Raw genomic sequence first — 16,635 nt, 5'->3', positions numbered from 1 at the left:
GCTGTGACAACCGCTCTGCGTTAGCTTCCGAGGCTGCACGTACGCGAAATGGGCGTCATTCAGCTCTATGACCGGCATAGACATTCGGAAAGACGAAACAGAAAGTGGGGTTCGCTGGCGCGAAACCGGCGGCCGAATTCGATAGGAGTTCGTGATGTGGCGACTGAACGGCCATGAGATGCCGACAGATCAGTGTGCACCACTAACCGTTGTGTCGCTCGGGTGAACAGATAGAGAAATATAATATCGCACAGTAATTTCGTCTTTTCGAATCTACTGAGAGACGGTGGGACGACTACGCTGGTCGATGTTTCGGCCGGATATGGACGGTAGATTTAAGCGGTTCCGTCGGGTTCTTTGAGATGAGTTATGAGTGTGACGCGACACTACGACCGCGAGTTCGTCAGAACGTTCTTTACCTCTCCGACAGCAGTCGACGGGGAGGACGACTCAGCGAAGATGCTGCGAAGCGCGGGCCAGCTCCGCGGCCTGCAGGCTCCGGACGTCTGGGTCCCGGACAACGAGGACGCGACAGCACCGAACATGCGCGACGAGGGCGTCGAGAACATCATCGACGTCGTTGCCAACCAGGGCGCGGAGTTCCCCGGCGAGATACACCCGCGCGTGGTCTGGCACCGCGAGTCGCCGTCGACCCGCTATCAGGGCTTCCAGCAGATGCTGGAGATCACCGACCCCGAAAACGGTGCAGTCGAACACATCGACGGCTTCGTCATTCCGGAGGTCGGCGACATCGATGACTGGAAGAAGGCCGACGAGTTCTTCACCATCATCGAGAACGAGCATGGGCTCGAAGAGGGGAGCCTCTCCATGTCGGTCATCGTCGAGAGCGGCGAGGCCGAGCTGGCGATGGGTGACCTGCGGGACGAGATGGGCAAACCCTCGAACAACCTCGAACGCATGTTCCTGCTCGTCGACGGCGAGGTCGACTACACCAAAGACATGCGCGCGATGACGCCGACCGGCGAGCTCCCGCCGTGGCCGGAACTGCGCCACAACACCTCCCGAGGGGCCAGCGCCGCGGGCCTCATCGCCGTCGACGGCCCCTACGACGACATCCGCGACGTCGAAGGGTACCGCGAGAGAATGAAGGACAACCGCGCGAAGGGGATGACCGGCATCTGGTCGCTGACGCCGGGCCAGGTCGTCGAAGCGAACACGGCCCCGCTGCCGCCGAAGACCGGGAGCTGGCTTCTCGAAGCCGGCGGCCAAGAGGTCGAACTCGAAGCACAGGACGGCAAGCAGGTGTACGACGGTGACGACCTCTCGCTGGAAGCAGATGGCGACGGCGGCTACGTCCTGCAGGCGGGCGGTGAGCGACTGGAACTGGACGAGGAGGAACTCACTGAGGAACTGCTCGACCGGACCGCGTACATCCCCAGCATGAACGACATCGTCGACTCCATGGAGGAGTTCGAGGCCGCGAAGGAGGCCGGCAAGGGAGCTATCGCGATGACCCAAGCCGCTACGCTGGTCATCGACGGCGTCGAAGTCGATATCAGCAAAGACCGGATGTGGGACGAGGCGACCTACCAAGCCGCCCAGACGCCCATTACGCTGTTCCAGGACGTCTACGAGCACCGGCCGGATCAGCACGAGGAACTGGAGGAGATGTACGGCGCTGACATCGTCGAGCGCGCCACGGCCGTCGGGAACTGACTGGCGCGTACCGTTTCGTCATTCGAAACGCCGTGGGCGCGGTTCAGTCTTCCAGCGGTTCGATGAGTTCGACGTGATGGCCGTCGGGGTCCGCCACGAACGCCGTATACGCCCCGGCTTCCGGCTGTGGACCAGGTTCTTTGACGACGCCGTGGTGATCGATTCGCTCGACCGTCGCGTCGACGTCGTCCACGCCGAGCGCGAGGTGGTCCCAGCCGGTTCCCATCTCGAAGCTTGCCTCACCTTCGGTCTCTGAGAGTTGGAGTTCGACGCCGTTGTCGTCAGCCACGTAGTAGTTCGTCGTCTCGCCGTCCGGCGTGGTGAACTGCCAGGACTCCTCGAAGCCGAACTGCTCGTAGAACGCAATCGATTCTGTGGCGTCGGCCACGTTCAGGCACATGTGAAGGAAACTTGCATTGCCCATACACCGATGCCAGTGCCCTGAGTGAAATAGCTGGCGGGCTATGCAAAGTGAATTGTGGCCGCATGCCATAGATTTTAATGATTATTACTCCTGAATACCTGTATGGCGATTGAAAACGTCGAGGACACTTGGTCGGCCCAAGAGTTGGACCTGGATCGACCTGATGTTGACGCATATCGGGACCTGGCGGAAGCGCTCCGTTCACGCGTCACAGGTGGGGTTGAGTTCGACGAATACGCCCGGATTCTGTACGCGACAGACGGGAGCATCTACCGCGCCGAACCGGCGGGAGTCGTGTACCCGACCGACGTCGACGACGTGCAGGCGGCCGTCGAGGTGGCGACAGACCACGGCGTCCCGGTGATGCCACGGGGAACTGGGTCGTCGCTCGCCGGGCAGACCGTCGGCCCGGGCTGTGTCGTTCTGGACATGTCCCGGCACATGGACGATATCCTCGATATCCACCCGGCGGAGCAGACGGCGCGAATCCAGCCCGGCGTGGTGCAAGACGACCTGGACGACACGCTGGCCGAGTACGGCCTGAAGTTCGCGCCGGACCCCGCGTCGTCGAACCGCGCGTCAGTTGGTGGCGGCATCGGAAACAACTCGACGGGCGCACACTCCGTCAGGTACGGCATCACCGATGCCTACACCGACGCGGTGAAAGCCATCCTCTCTGATGGCTCACTCATTCACGCCCGAGAGGTCGTCATCGACTCGCCGGAGTGGGACGACATCGTGAGCAAGGACGACCGGGAAGCCGACATCTATCGGACGGTCCGCGAAACCGTCGAGGAGAACACCGAGGAGATCGAGGACCGCTACCCGGACCTCAAACGGCGGGTGTCGGGCTACAACCTCGACCGCGTCGTCTACGAGAACGACGATGGCGAGCGAGTCATGAACCTCGCGAAGCTGTTCGTCGGGAGCGAGGGGACCCTAGGCGTCATCGTCGAGGCCGAACTCTCGCTGGTGACGGTCCCTGAGGAGACCGCGCTGGCGCTGTACTGCTTCGACACGCTCGCGGACGCGATGAAGGCCGTCCCGGTCGCGCTCGACTACGACGTCAGCGCAGTCGAACTGATGGACGACGAGGTGTTCAGGCTCGCGGCCGGCTCCGACGGCTACGCCGAGTACGTCGAGCCGATTCCCGACCGCGCGGCGGCCGCGCTGATGCTCGAATACGATTCGGAACTGCACGACGACTTCGAGGCGGCCATCGCGCGGACCACCGAGCGGTTCCTCGATAACGGAGCGGCTTTCGACGTGGTCGAGGCTTACACTGAGGAAGACCAGGCTGACCTCTGGAAGCTCCGGAAGGCGGCGATTCCGCTCCTGATGTCCATGGACGGCGACCCCAAGCCGTACCCGTTCATCGAGGACGCGACGGTCCCGCCCGCCGAACTGGCCGAGTACGTCGAGAAGTTCGAGGAGGTGCTGGCTGACCACGACACCTCCGCCGCATACTTCGCCCACGCCGGCTCCGGGACGCTCCACATCCGCCCGATTCTCAATCTGAAAGAGGAATCCGGCATCGAGGCCATGCACTCCATCACTGACGACGTGACTGACCTCGTGCTGGAACACAAGGGGTCGTTCTCCGGCGAGCACGGCGACGGGATGGCCCGGACGGAGTTCACGCCCAAGATGTACGGCAAGACGCTCTGGGACGCGTTCAAGGAGGTCAAGACGGCGTTCGACCCGCAGTGGTGGATGCACCCCGGCAACGTCGTCTACCGCGAGGGGCCGGATGACATCGGCCCCGACGCCGACCGTGGCGTCGGCGCGGACATGCGGGAGAACCTCCGATACGGCCCCGACTACCAATCCCTGGAGCCACAGACGACGCTCGACTTCGAGGACGAGGGCGGCTTCTCGGAGCTCGTCGAGCTGTGTAACGGCTGTGGCACCTGCCGCCAGACCGACGGGGACGTGATGTGTCCGACCTACCGCGCCTCGGAGGAGGAGGTCCAGACGACGCGGGGCCGGGCGAACCTCCTCCGGTCGGCCATCAGCGGCGACCTGGACGAGGACGAGATCCATTCCGAGCGTTTCCAAGAAGAAGTGCTCGACCTCTGTGTCGGCTGCAAGGGCTGCAAGAGCGACTGCCCGACCGGCGTCGACATGGCGAAACTCAAGACCGAGCTGAAACACCAGCACCACCAAGAGGAGGGCACCAGCCTCCGGGAGCGCCTGTTCGCCAACATCGACACCGCCTCGAAGATCGGGTCGGCGCTGGCACCGGTCTCGAACTGGGCGACGGACATCCCGGGCGCGCGGATGGTCATGCAGAAACTGTTCGGCATCGCGCCGGAGCGCGAACTTCCCACCTTCCGCCGGGAGACGCTGCAGGACTGGTTCGACGCCCGCGGGGGCTCGACGGTCTCTCGGGCCGAGGCCGACCGCAAGGTCCTGCTGTTCCCCGACACGTACACGAACTACTCGTACCCGGCCGCCGGCAGAGCCGCCGTCGAAACGCTCGAAGCCGCGGACGTCCACGTCACTATTCCGGACGACACCGCTCCGTCAGGGCGAGCGGCGTACTCCACCGGCATGCTGGACCTCGCTCGCGACCGGGCCGAGACGAACACGAACCGGCTGTCGGACCGCGTCGCGGAAGGGTGGGACGTCGTGTTCGTCGAGCCCTCCGATGCCGTGATGTTCCAGGACGAGTACCGCGATCTGCTCGACGGCTCCGATGTCTCGCAGGTGGCCGACAGCGCCTACGGCGTGCTGGAATATCTCGACACGTTCCGACTTGACGACGCACTGCCCGTCGAGGACCGGTCGCTCGGGGCCGCCGGCACGGTCAGCTACCACGGCCACTGCAACCAGAAGGGGACGAACAAGGATCACCACGCTGTCGGCGTCATGCGCCGCGTCGGCTACGACGTCGACCCGCTGGATTCGACGTGCTGTGGCATGGCCGGAAGCTTCGGCTACCACGACGAGCACTACGACCTCTCGAAAACCATCGGCCGGCTGTTGTTCGACAAAGTCGATGAGAGTGACGGTGACCGCGTCGTTGCCCCGGGCGGGTCCTGCCGCTCGCAGTTGGGTGACCGCGACGGCGTCGACGAGATTCCGCCCCATCCTATCGAAGCTGTCGCAGAGCGAGTGCCCGAGAAGACGACCTCGTAGTCACACGGAGACACCGGGACTCGCTGAACGGTCCCGTTTCTGCGGGAAATACATCCACTTTCGATATATTGTTCTTGTTTTCAACATTATCGACCTTGATATTGATAGGTGTTTCTAAAACCTCACTTTCCTAAAATATTATACCAGACCTACATCTGTCTGTGGCGTTTATATGACCATAGGGGCGAAATACAGCAACAAAAATCGTATTCTAGCTCTAATTCGGTCCCACACCAGCACTGAGAGCAGTCCGTTCCGAGGCTCATCCGAGCACGCCGGCACAGTTCGGTCGGAGAAACGAATGTACAGTTGTTAGAAATTGTTTCAGCGACAAGGTCGGCTGCCGATACCGACGCGTCATTCCCGGGCGAACGAGGCCGTACCGTCCGCAAAAGTAAGCGATTCGCGGTCAGTAACTGCGACGGCGGTCGGCAGGTCATCGACAAGCGGCTCGGAGACGTGCAGCGTCGAGAGGTCCTGTGTGTTCCGTATCCAGACAATCCGGACGGTATCGGGGTCGTAGCCACCGAGCGCGGACAGCGCCGTCCGGATGGCGAACTCGTCGTCCGGCGCGACGAGCGGGAGCTTCGCCTTCGCCGTCGACCCGCTGGTGAGCGCGTTCGCGTACGTCTTCTGTAGGTCCAGTTGGTCGACAGCGGCCCGGCGGGTGATGTCGGCTAGCCCGATGCCGTTGCCATTGCCTTTCGTCGCCTCGGTGAGCCCACGGGCGTACAGCAGCTTGATCGACGGTTCGTCGGGGTCCGGCGCGTTGAGGACGCGGTAGCGGCCGATAACGTTCGTGTCCATTCCCGCGCCGGAGACGTCCTTGCCGAGTTCGTCGACGACGAGCAGGTCGATGTCCTCGACCGGAAGCGTCGCCATCTCGTCGTAGGCCCGCTCCAGCAGCGCGGGCTCGCGGTCAGTGAACGAGCCTGCCGGGATCGCCTCAACGTGAGCCGTTTTCTCGTGGAAGTTCTCGACCAGCACCACGCCGCCGACCAGTGGCAGCGCCGACTCGACAACCGGGAGCGCGGCTTCCAGCGCTTCCACGTACCCCTCGTTGATAGCTGTCGAATGGAACGCCTTCGCGCCGTGTTGCTTGCCCAGTCCGACGACAGTCATCTTTGCCAGGCCACTCTCGATGTGGCCGCTGTAGTTGGTGTGGGGCTTCACCCGGTTCACGACGACGACGGCGTCCGACTCCCGTGCCGCCGTCGAAACGTGGACCGGAAACTCAGTGTCACCGACAGTGACGGTGTCGACCTGTGTCGTGTCCATCCGGGCGTCGATGGGGGCATCGAGGCGTGACTCCGTGATGCCCAGACTCTCCAGTACTTCGTGCTGTCCCTCCGGCGTTGCTCCGCCGTGGCTCCCCATCGCTGGGACGACGACCGGCTCAAAGCCCCGGTCGCGAACAGCTTTGACGACAGCCTCGGCGATATCATCGATATGGTGAATGCCGCGGCTGCCGACGGCAACGGCAACGGTCGCGCCAGATTCCAGCCCATCGAAGTCGAGGCGGTCGAGTTCGGCCCGCGCCGCGGTCGAGGGGTCACCGACGGCGGCCGTCTCCGGTTCGTACTGGACACGAGCGAAGTCCGGCAGCGGCTGTGGGTCAATGAGATGATCCACGTCGCCTCGGTCGGGGAAGTTCATATCGGGGGATTAGCGGCAAGCCATACAAAAACTCGGGTCACGCAACCGTCTCTTGGCCGGAGACGCAACCGGTCAGAAACGCCTGTGGCGACCGGTGTCAGTGGGGATGCACTCAGTCCTGTAACAATAGCCGGACAGCGTCGGAAAGCTGACCGACGCGAGCGGCGTGTTCGAATGACTCCTCGCGGATACCGTTCGTGACGAGCGCGAACCCGACGTTCAGCTCAGGGTCGCCCCAGCCGAACGAACTCCCGAGGCCGGCGTGGCCGAACATGCGCTCTTTGCTGGCGGCCCCGAACATGTCGGCGGCGAGCCCGCCGGTCCAGACGCCGAGTCCGTAGCGGGCCGGGCGAGACAGCGTGCCGTCGGATTCCGTTTCGGCGTGAGTCGTGGTCGCCTCGTCGACAGTCGCTTCGGTCAGCAGTTCCGTCCCATCCAGCGAGCCGCCGTTTGCGAGACAGGCGTAGAACCGGGCCATGTCCCGAGCAGTGCCGATGCCGTTGGCCGCGGGAATCACCGCCCGGCGCATCGCCTCCTGATTGAACGCCGCAGCGTATTCCGCGGCAGGGTCTTCGAGCCCCTCTTCGACAGCGTGACACCGCTCGGACGTCTCGTAACCGGCCAGCGTCGCCACGGTGTCGGGCTCGTCGTCCCGCAGACCAATGCCCGTGTGGTCCATCCCCAGTGGCTCGAACACGTTCTCCGCAACGTATGCTTCCACCGGCTGGCCGCTACAGCGCCGGATGAGTTCGCCGACCAGCCAGCCGTAGTTGATTGCGTGATACGCCGGGGTCGTTCCGGGCTCGAACACGGGCTCGATGTCTTCCATCGCCGCGACGACGGCATCCCAGTCGCCCCATCGTTCGGGCTGGTCATCGAACTCGCCGAAGGGGATACCAGCGGTGTGGCTGAGCACCTGCCGGACAGTGATCGATGCTTTCTGTGTGCCGTCGTCGGCAAACTCGGGCCAGTGTTCGACGACCCGGTCATCGTAATCGAGTTCACCCTCTTCGACGAGTTGGTGCAGGGCGACACCGGCGAACGGCTTCGTACAGGAAAACAGGAGATGACGCGTCTCGGGCGTCGTTTCGTCACCGTCGGGACCCGTGGAACCGCCGGCGAAATTGACGACGAGGTCACCGTCGACGTACACCGCCAACTGTGCGCCGTGGTGCAGTCCGACATCGAGTTGTCGCTCGAACTGGGCCCGGAGCTGTTCGATATCGTCTGCGCTAAGCTGTGGCATGGTATCTGTTGACTCCGGTCGCATACTACAAGTTAGGTTCGGTTCGACAGCAGAATCGAACGGCGGACCGCTACCGGCTGCGTTCGGCACACTGGACCATCATGGTCGATTATGCGAAACGTTGATGTCACTAAGCGGTCACAACTCCGTATGCTCGAAAACAAGACCGGAACGTCCGAGGTGTCGACAACCCGGACATCGTTCGAGATTCTGGCACTGATTCGGGACGCGGGAGGTGCGACAATCGCGGACATCCGGGCGGAGATGGACTTCGCAAAGAGCACGGTGTATCGGCATCTCAAGACGCTGCACGACATGGACTATCTCGTCGAGGAGGACGGGGAGTATCGGCTGTCACTCCGATTTCTGCAACTCAGCGAACCGCCGCGGATACGGCGGCCCGGCTATCTCGTCGCCAAGCAGAAAGTCATCGAACTGGCGATAGAGACCGACGAGCGAGCCCTGTTTCTGGTCGCTGAGGGGTTCGAGGGTGTGTATCTGCATCGGGCCGGCGGCCGGAATCCGCTCCAGAGCGACACGATGATCGGCAAACGCCGGCCGCTGCACGCGCTCGCCTCGGGGAAAGCCATCCTTGCGGAGTGGGCTGACGAACGCATCGAGGAGTTCACCGAAACCACTGCCCTCGAAGAGCTGACATCGAACACGATTACCGACCGTGACGCGCTGTTCGAGGAACTCGAACAGGTCCGCGAGCAGGGCTATGCGACCAATATGTCCGAGCACATGGATGGCCTGCGGGCGGCGGGCGTGCCGGTGTACAACCACGAGGACGACCTCATCGGCGCACTGAGCGTCTTCGGCCCGAGCGGCCGGGTGAGCCGGGAGGACATCAAATCGACGTACCCCGACCTGCTGGAACAGAAAGCCAGTGAACTGAAGATAGACCTCACGTACGATTGAGAAGTGCTGTTTCGCGCCAGCGCGCGGTCGTTCCGTATTCCGGAATGTACCGGACAGCCTCTACTCGAACGCCGGGATGCCGGTCAGGTCGTGGCCGATGATGAGCGAATGGATGTCGTGCGTTCCCTCGTAGGTGTAGACGGTTTCGAGGTTCGTCAGGTGCCGCATCGGGGAGTAATCGGCCGTGATGCCGTTGCCGCCGAGCATCTCACGGGCCACCCGCGACTGCTCGCGAGCCATCCGCGCGTTGTTGCGCTTTGCCATCGACACCTGTTCCGGGCGGAGGTCGCCGCGTTCCTTCAGATCTGCGAGGCGATGGGCAAGCAACTGACCCAGCGATATCTGGGTCGCCATCTCCGCGAGCTTCTCCTGCTGGAGCTGATAGCCAGCAATCGGTTTTCCGAACTGCTCGCGGTCGGTGGCGTACTCGTGGGCGGTCTCGAAACAGTCCATGGCGGCCCCAACCGTCCCCCAGGCGATACCGTAACGAGCCTGCGTGAGACAGGACAGCGGCCCTTTCATCCCCTCAACGCCCGGCAGGACGTTCTCTTCGGGGACACGGGCGTTCTGCAGGCTGATCTCGCCCGTAATCGATGCCCGCAGCGAGAGCTTCTCGTCGATCTTGTTCGTCGTCACGCCGTCACGATCCGTCTCGACGAGGAAACCCCGCACAGGGTTGCCGTCGGCGGACGTGACCTTTGCCCAGACCACTGCGAGGTCGCTGATGGGCGCGTTCGTGATCCACGTCTTCGAGCCGTTCAGGACGTAGCCGTCGGCGTCACGTTCGGCCGTCGTTTCCATCGCCGACGGGTTCGACCCGTGTTCGGGCTCTGTCAACCCGAAACAGCCCACCCGCTCGCCGCTGCCGAGTGCCGGCAGCCATTCCTCTTTCTGGGCGTCGCTGCCGTAGGCGTGAATCGGGTACATGACGAGTGCACCCTGCACGCTGGCCATCGAGCGCAGGCCGCTGTCGCCGGCCTCCAGCTCCTGCAACAGGAGGCCGTACGCCGTCTCGCTGAGCCCCGGCAGGCCGTACCCGTCGAGGTTCGGGGCGTAGAATCCGAGGTCACCCATCTCAGTGATGAGGTCCGTCGGGAACGTCCCGTCGATCCAGTGTTGCCCGACGTCCGGCTTGACTTCGTTCTCGACGAACTCTCGGGCTGTGTCACGGACCATCCGCTCTTCCTCGCCGAGGTCGTCTTCGAGACCGAGGTAATCGATCATATAGGATCTGTGACCGGGGTTCAATTAAGCGTTTGCCTGCTGCCAAAGTGGTAAAAGTCCGTGGCGCTGTCGACAGTATGGAATGTCACAACCAGATAGCCAGACGGCGTGGAGCCGACTGTACATCGACGGCGAGTGGCGTGACGCCGAAGCATCTGAGACGATACCGGTGACCAACCCCGCGACGGGCGGGGAAATCGCGGCGGTACCCGCCGGAACGGAGGGGGATGTCAACGACGCCTATCAGGCCGCCGAAGCGGCCCAGTCCGACTGGGCGGCGCTGTCGCGCGAGGAGCGCAACGAGTACGTCCAGTCGATGATCGGGGTGATGCAGGAGCGACTGGACGAGATCGTCGAACTGCTCGCAACGGAGTCGGGTAGTGTCCGGGCCAAAGCAACTGCCGAGGCCAACTTCGCCATGGCGGACTTCCAGAGCGCGCTGGAGATGGTCCCGCCGGAAGAGGAGGTCCGTGACTCGATGTATCACGAGGACAAGGACCACCACATCGTCCGCGAACCCGCTGGCGTCGTCGGGATTATTTCGCCGTGGAACTTCCCGCTGCACCTCACGACGCGGGCGCTCGGTCCCGCGCTCGCGCTGGGGAACACCGTCGTCATCAAGCCTGCGACGGACACGCCGATTACCGGCGGGCTCCTGCTGGCCGACATCGCTGAGGAGGCCGGCCTCCCGGACGGTGCCGTCAACGTCGTCACGGGCCACGGCTCCGATATCGGCGACCGGATGGCCGGCCACCCCGCCGCCCGCGTGATGTCGTTCACCGGCTCGACGGCAGTCGGCAGGTCCGTGGCCAGTCAGGCTGGGAATGCGCTCGCCCTCCCGGCGCTCGAACTCGGTGGGAACGGACCGTTCGTCGTTACCGAGGACGCTGACATCGAGGCAGCCGCCAGAGCCGGCTCCGTCGGCGCGTTCGGCCACCAGGGACAGGTGTGTATCTCGATCAATCGCCATCTCGTCCACGAGGACGTCTACGACGAGTACGTCGAGAAACTCGTCGAGCACGCTGAGTCGCTGACTATCGGGAACCCGCTTGACGAGGACGTAGAGTTCGGTCCGATCATCAACGAGAGTCAGGTCGAACAGCTCACCTCATTCATCGAGCAGACTGTCGATGCCGGCGCGACGCTGGAGACGGGCGGCGAGGCGGAGGACCTGTTCCTCGAACCGACCGTCCTCTCGGGGTGTACCAACGATATGTCCGCGGCGTGTAACGAGCACTTCGGCCCCGTCGCCCCGGTCATCCCCTTCGAGTCCGACGAGGAAGCCGTCGAACTCGCCAACGACACCGAGTACGGCCTCGCTGCAGGCGTGTACAGCGGTGATGTCGAACACGGTCGGTCCATCGCCGACCAGATCGACGCCGGGATGGTCCACGTCAACGACCACCCGATTCAGGACGAACCCAACGCCCCGTTCGGCGGGATGAAAGACTCCGGGATCGGCCGGTACAACGGCGAGTGGATCATGGACGAACTGACCGAGACCAAGTGGATCTCCGTCCAGCACGAAGAGCGCGACTACCAGCTGCTCTGAGCCAGTAGATTCGGGGCCACAGTAGGCACCCACAACAGCGGCTCGGTGTCGCTGGGAACACGAAACTTATGCCCGCTTTCGGCTATCGTCTCTCATGGACACGCCGCGCCCAAGCGATCGTTCAGCGGAACCGGTCACCGTGGATTCGATAGCACACGACCTCCGGACGCTGGGTCTCGAAAGCGGGGAAACAGTACTGGTCCACGGGTCGCTGTCCGAACTGGGATGGGTCTGTGGTGGCGCACCAGCGGTGGTTGACGCCCTGCAGCGTGTCGTCACCGAGCGCGGGACCGTAGTGATGCCAACACACTCACCCGGCAACAGGGACCCCGACAATATGTCGAACCCACCAGTCCCGGACTCGTGGGCCGACACGATCCGCGAGCAGTTCCCACCATACCGACCAGCAGTGACGCCAACGCAGGGAATGGGTGCAATCGCCGAGTGTTTTCGGACGTATCCAGCTGTCTACCGGAGTAAGCACCCACAGCATTCCTTCGCCGCGTGGGGTACTGACGCCGAGACCATCACTGATGGTCACGCCTACGATTACTCGCTCGGGGAATCATCACCGCTGTCAGAAGTCTACGACCGTGATGGGAGAGTCCTGTTTCTCGGAACGTCACATGCGACGAACACCTCGCTGCACCTCGCCGAGTACCGCGCCGATATCGATACCGACACGACCAGACACGCCAGCGCCGTACTTGTCGAGGGCGAGCGCGAATGGTGCAACTGGACCGATATCGAACTCACCGATACGGATTTTCAGGCCTGCGGTGATGCGTTCGAGCGTGCCCACCCCAGCGCCGTCGAGACGGGGACTGTCGGCGTCGGCGAGTCGAAACTCCTCGACCAACAGCCGATGGTAGACTTCGCCATTGACTGGCTGGCAGCGAACCGTTCGTAGGGACCGACGACCACAGCGCAGCGCCGGTGTCTCTCAGAACTCGTCGATGACGGGGATACCGACCGTCTCGTACTCGCCCATCGACGAGAGGGTCGCCGGCACGTCGTCGAGCGGGAGCGTCTCCCCGACGATCTTGGAGGGTTCGAGCGTCCCGGCGTCGATGAGACGGAACAGTTCGTCGTAGCGGATCGGCGGCATCCCGTAAGACCCGTGGAAGTCGATTTCCTGCAGGGTCATCGTATCAACCGGGAGGGATATTTCCCCGGCCTCGTCGTCAGTCGTGAGTCCGACCTGCACGTGGGTGCCCTGCTTGCCCAGCGAGCCGACAGCGTTGCGACACGTTTCCGCGATACCCAGCGCGTCGATAGCCACATCGGCCCCGCCGTCCGTGACTGCGTGAACCTCGCCGGGGACGTTGTCCACCTCGGCAGCGTTGATTGTCGTCGCTGCGCCGAGGTCCCGCGCCCGGTCGAGCTTGCTGTCCTGTACGTCGACCGCAATCGGTTCGGCCCCCAGCGCATCGGCGATATGGACTGCCGAGAGGCCAACGCCGCCACAGCCGTGGATCGCGACGGCGTCGCCCGGCCTGAGATCCGCCCGGTCGGTCAGCGCGTGGTACGCCGTCATGAACCGACAGCCGAGCCCAGCCATTTCAGTGAAGTCGACGGCGTCCGGCAGCGTGACACAATTGAAGTCGGCTTCGCGGACAGGGAACGCCTCGGCAAACGCCCCCGGTGCGGCGTCGAGGAAGCCAAGCGGCATCGACGTCTCGCAGATGTTGGCGTGCCCGCGCTGGCAGTACTGACACGACCCGTCGCCGAGGTGGAACGGTACTGTGACGCGGTCCCCCTCGGAGAACTGTTCGACGTCCGCACCCACGTCGGCGACGACCCCGGCCGGCTCGTGGCCCAGAATCTGCCCGGGGCCGGTCTGGATGCCGAACCACTCCCAGTCTCCCTGCCAGGCGTGCCAGTCGCTCCGGCAGACCCCGCAGGCTTCAGTCTCGATGATGACCTGATCCGGTTGGGGCTCCGGATAGGGCACGTCCTGAATCGTGAGCGGTTCGCCGTGCTCCTCAATGACAGCTGCTCGCATACCACAATCATCACAGGGCTATCATAAATACCTATCCGCGACTGGACTTGTTGTGGCTGGCTCGGTGACGGTAGACGTACGGTATCGAGAACGCTGCCGTCGATACGGTGCCTGTCAGCCAGAACGCTCCGCCACGTTTCGGCCGAGTTACGTTGCCGGGGCGTTCTCGGCGACAGTTTCGATGATCGACTCGTCGACGTACTCGTCACGGAGCGTCTGCTTGGAGAATTTCCCGGTCGCGCCCTTGGGAATCCCGTCGACCAGACGGATGGCGTCGGGGACCCACCATGACGGATATGACTCGGCGACGAGGTCTTTGATCTCCTGACGCAGCGCGGCTTCGTCAGCTACGGTATCCCGTGTGACGACGAACGCAGCGGGGCGTTCGTCCCACCGCTCGTGGGGGACCGGGACAACTGCGGCTTCGACGACCTCATCGTGACCCATGACGGCGTTTTCGACCTCGACGCTGGCGATCCACTCGCCGCCGCTCTTGACGAGGTCGTCCATCCGGTCGACCACGTCGACGTACCCCTCCGGACTCACCCGGACAATGTCACCGGTCTTGAGCCAGCCGTCGTCGGTGACGGCCTGTTCGGTCGCATCGGGGGCGTTGTAGTACTCTTGTGTGACCCACGGGCCACGCATCCAGAGTTCGCCCAGCGACTCGCCGTCCCAGGGCACTTCCTCGCCGTCGGTGTTGACGACTTTGAACTCCAGCCCGGCAATCGGGAGCCCCGCTGAGTGGCTCCGCAGGTCGAACAGTTCCTCCTCCGGCAGGTCCGTCATTCCGGGCTTGGGCTCGTAGGCGTGCGTGACCGGTGACGTTTCGGTCATGCCGTAGCCGGAGATGAGGTCAACGTCGAACTCCTCCTTGTAATCCTCCATCAATGACCGCGGCGTCGCGGACCCGCCGCTGGTGAAGTACCGAACCGAGGAGAAGTCCACGTCGGTCTCACGGGCGTACTCCAGCAGGTCCATGAAGACAGTCGGGACCGCTGCGGAGACGGTCACGTCCTCTTCTTCGATGAGCTTTGCTAGATCCTCGGCCGACGGATTCGGCCCGGGGAGGACCGTCTTGGCTCCGGCAGCGATGGTCGTGAACGGGCGACACCAGCCGCTGACGTGGAACATCGGAACGTACGTCAGTTCCACGTCGTCGGTCTTGATACCGGCCTGGCTAGTCATCAGCGACATGACCTGTGTCCAGTACATCTTTTGGGTGTACTCGACGCCTTTCGGCTTGCCTGTTGTCCCGGACGTGTAGCACATCCCCGCCGGCTGGTCCTCGGGCAGTTGCGGGAAGGAGTAGTCGGGGTCGCCGTCGGCGATGAACGATTCGTAATCGACGACTGGCTCCAGCGACGTTTCGGGGACGGTGTCGCCCATCACGATGTACTGCTCGACAGAGGCGAACGCCTCCTCATCGTACGCCCCTTCGAGCTTTTCTAGCATGACGGGGTCGACGATGAGAATTTCGTCCTCGGCGTCGGCTACGATGTGCTGGATGTGCTCATCGGGCAAGAGGAGGTTAATCATGTGGACCTGTGCGCCCATGCAAGCGACGCCGTAGTAGGCCTCCTGATGCCAGTGGTTGTTCCAGGCGAACGTCCCAACTCTGTCGCCGCGTTCGATGCCTGCCTGTTCGAGGGCTGAGGCCAGCTTTCGTACGCGTTCGGCGTACTCCGCTATCGTGTATCGGTGAATCCCCTGGTGCGTCCGCGAGACGATCTCGCTGTCGGGGAACACGTTCTCGCCACGCCACAGGAATGACCGGAGGTTGAGTGGTGCACCACCTGGCATACTGCATGTCAACACAGACCGATATGTTAAAACTAGCCCTGGTAGCTGCCGTAGCCCTTGGCGTGCCACCAGCAGTGTGTGCCCAGCGCTGTCTGAAACTGTAAACCAGCGGTAAATTTATACCAGAACCGTGTGAAGCAGCCCCATGCAGCTACAACGGAGTGATATCCGGTGAGCGAGTCCGTACTACTCTCGATCAACGACGGCATCGCCACGCTGACGCTGAACGAACCGGAAACGCGGAACGCACTCACACAGCCCGTATACGACGCCTTGGAGCGCCACCTCGACACTATCGAGACAGCGTCCGATGTTCGATGTGTCGTCATCGAAGGCACTGGCGAGTCGTTCTCGGCCGGCGGCGACATCGAGGGAATGAGCGAGCGGCTCACGAACGACGACCCGACCGACGACGCCGTCAGCGAACTGGCCCGGCGGACCCGCGACACCATCGCCAGAGTCGTCGCACTGCCGGTCCCGACCGTCGCGAAGGTCGACGGGTCGGCCGTCGGGGCCGGCGCGAACCTCGCGATCGCCTGTGACATCCAGCTGGCGAGCGAGTCGGCCAGCATCGGCTTCGTGTTCCGGCAGGTCGGCCTCAGCGTCGATGCCGGCACGTCGTATCTGCTCCCCCGTATTGTCGGGACCAACGTCGCAAAGGAGCTGGTGTTCACCGGCGAGATTCTGGACGCCGACCGAGCTGCGGAACTAGGCCTGTTCAACCACGTCTACGACGCCGAGGCGTTCGAGTCCGAAGTCGCGGCGACTGTCAGCCGCATTGCCGATGGGCCAACCATTGCCCTCCGGCATTCCAAGCGGCTGCTTCAGGACGGTCTAGAGAAGTCCTTCGACCGCGCCCAGCGCGACGAGGCAACGGCCCAGGGCATCGTCTTCGAGACGGCCGACCACGAGGAGGGCGTCGAGGCGTTCCTGACCGACCGCCGGCCGGAGTTCGTCGGACGATGACACGACCCCCAGTTTTTCAT

The 16,635-nt window shown here is 63.4% G+C and carries 11 protein-coding genes and 1 pseudogene; 6 read left to right on the top strand and 6 right to left on the bottom strand.

Translation table 11 applies throughout. The features are described from left to right. Positions 1-369 precede the first annotated feature (369 nt). The gene (gene aceB / locus C444_RS04265) at positions 370-1,677 is read left to right on the top strand and encodes a malate synthase AceB (RefSeq protein ID WP_004591158.1); all 1,308 of its coding nucleotides are present in this window, start codon (positions 370-372) and stop codon (positions 1,675-1,677) included. A gap of 43 nt (positions 1,678-1,720) precedes the next feature. Here aceB and C444_RS04260 read toward each other — a convergent pair whose 3' ends face one another. Next, positions 1,721-2,101 carry a VOC family protein gene (locus C444_RS04260; protein WP_049909096.1) on the bottom strand — a complete coding sequence of 127 codons (381 nt, stop codon included), beginning with the start codon at positions 2,099-2,101 and terminating at the stop codon, positions 1,721-1,723. Positions 2,102-2,203: 102 nt separating this feature from the next. Between C444_RS04260 and C444_RS04255 the strand changes: the two genes are divergently transcribed. Further along, positions 2,204-5,242 (top strand): FAD-binding and (Fe-S)-binding domain-containing protein, encoded by a 3,039-nt coding sequence (locus C444_RS04255; RefSeq protein WP_004591152.1) that lies wholly within the window; start codon positions 2,204-2,206, stop codon positions 5,240-5,242. 357 nt (positions 5,243-5,599) lie between these two features. Here C444_RS04255 and C444_RS04250 read toward each other — a convergent pair whose 3' ends face one another. Both C444_RS04250 and C444_RS04245 read right to left on the bottom strand, forming a co-directional pair. Further along, on the bottom strand, positions 5,600-6,898 hold the full coding sequence (locus tag C444_RS04250; RefSeq protein WP_004591149.1) for a nickel pincer cofactor-dependent isomerase, group 22: 1,299 nt from the start codon (positions 6,896-6,898) through the stop codon (positions 5,600-5,602). 112 nt (positions 6,899-7,010) lie between these two features. Further along, positions 7,011-8,144 carry a serine hydrolase domain-containing protein gene (locus C444_RS04245; RefSeq protein WP_004591147.1) on the bottom strand — a complete coding sequence of 378 codons (1,134 nt, stop codon included), beginning with the start codon at positions 8,142-8,144 and terminating at the stop codon, positions 7,011-7,013. 150 nt (positions 8,145-8,294) lie between these two features. On the opposite strand from C444_RS04245, the gene C444_RS04240 reads away from it, so the two are divergent. Beyond that, the gene (locus C444_RS04240) at positions 8,295-9,065 is read left to right on the top strand and encodes an IclR family transcriptional regulator (protein WP_004591145.1); all 771 of its coding nucleotides are present in this window, start codon (positions 8,295-8,297) and stop codon (positions 9,063-9,065) included. Between the two features lie 60 nt (positions 9,066-9,125). Here C444_RS04240 and C444_RS04235 read toward each other — a convergent pair whose 3' ends face one another. Beyond that, complete coding sequence (locus C444_RS04235) at positions 9,126-10,289, bottom strand: acyl-CoA dehydrogenase family protein (protein ID WP_004591143.1); 1,164 nt, start codon at positions 10,287-10,289, stop codon at positions 9,126-9,128. An 82-nt stretch (positions 10,290-10,371) separates the two neighbouring features. Between C444_RS04235 and C444_RS04230 the strand changes: the two genes are divergently transcribed. After that, positions 10,372-11,841, top strand: a complete 1,470-nt coding sequence (locus tag C444_RS04230) for an aldehyde dehydrogenase family protein (RefSeq protein WP_004591142.1) — start codon at positions 10,372-10,374, stop codon at positions 11,839-11,841. Between the two features lie 94 nt (positions 11,842-11,935). After that, positions 11,936-12,751, top strand: a complete 816-nt coding sequence (locus C444_RS04225; protein ID WP_004591140.1) for an aminoglycoside N(3)-acetyltransferase — start codon at positions 11,936-11,938, stop codon at positions 12,749-12,751. Between the two features lie 33 nt (positions 12,752-12,784). Here the strand turns inward: C444_RS04225 and C444_RS04220 are convergent, their stop codons facing one another. Both C444_RS04220 and C444_RS04215 read right to left on the bottom strand, forming a co-directional pair. Beyond that, positions 12,785-13,846, bottom strand: coding sequence for a zinc-dependent alcohol dehydrogenase family protein (locus tag C444_RS04220; protein WP_004591139.1), 1,062 nt, complete (start codon positions 13,844-13,846; stop codon positions 12,785-12,787). A 147-nt stretch (positions 13,847-13,993) separates the two neighbouring features. Further along, complete coding sequence (locus C444_RS04215) at positions 13,994-15,649, bottom strand: long-chain-fatty-acid--CoA ligase (protein WP_004591137.1); 1,656 nt, start codon at positions 15,647-15,649, stop codon at positions 13,994-13,996. A gap of 171 nt (positions 15,650-15,820) precedes the next feature. Between C444_RS04215 and C444_RS04210 the strand changes: the two are divergent. Then, positions 15,821-16,549: pseudogene (locus tag C444_RS04210) on the top strand (enoyl-CoA hydratase/isomerase family protein); the annotation flags it as partial. Positions 16,550-16,635 lie beyond the last annotated feature (86 nt).

It is taken from the genome of Haloarcula japonica DSM 6131 (assembly GCF_000336635.1).
Classification (GTDB): domain Archaea; phylum Halobacteriota; class Halobacteria; order Halobacteriales; family Haloarculaceae; genus Haloarcula; species Haloarcula japonica.
The sequence above is the reverse complement of the archived record's forward strand: the minus strand, read 5'-3'. Positions and strand labels throughout refer to the sequence as shown.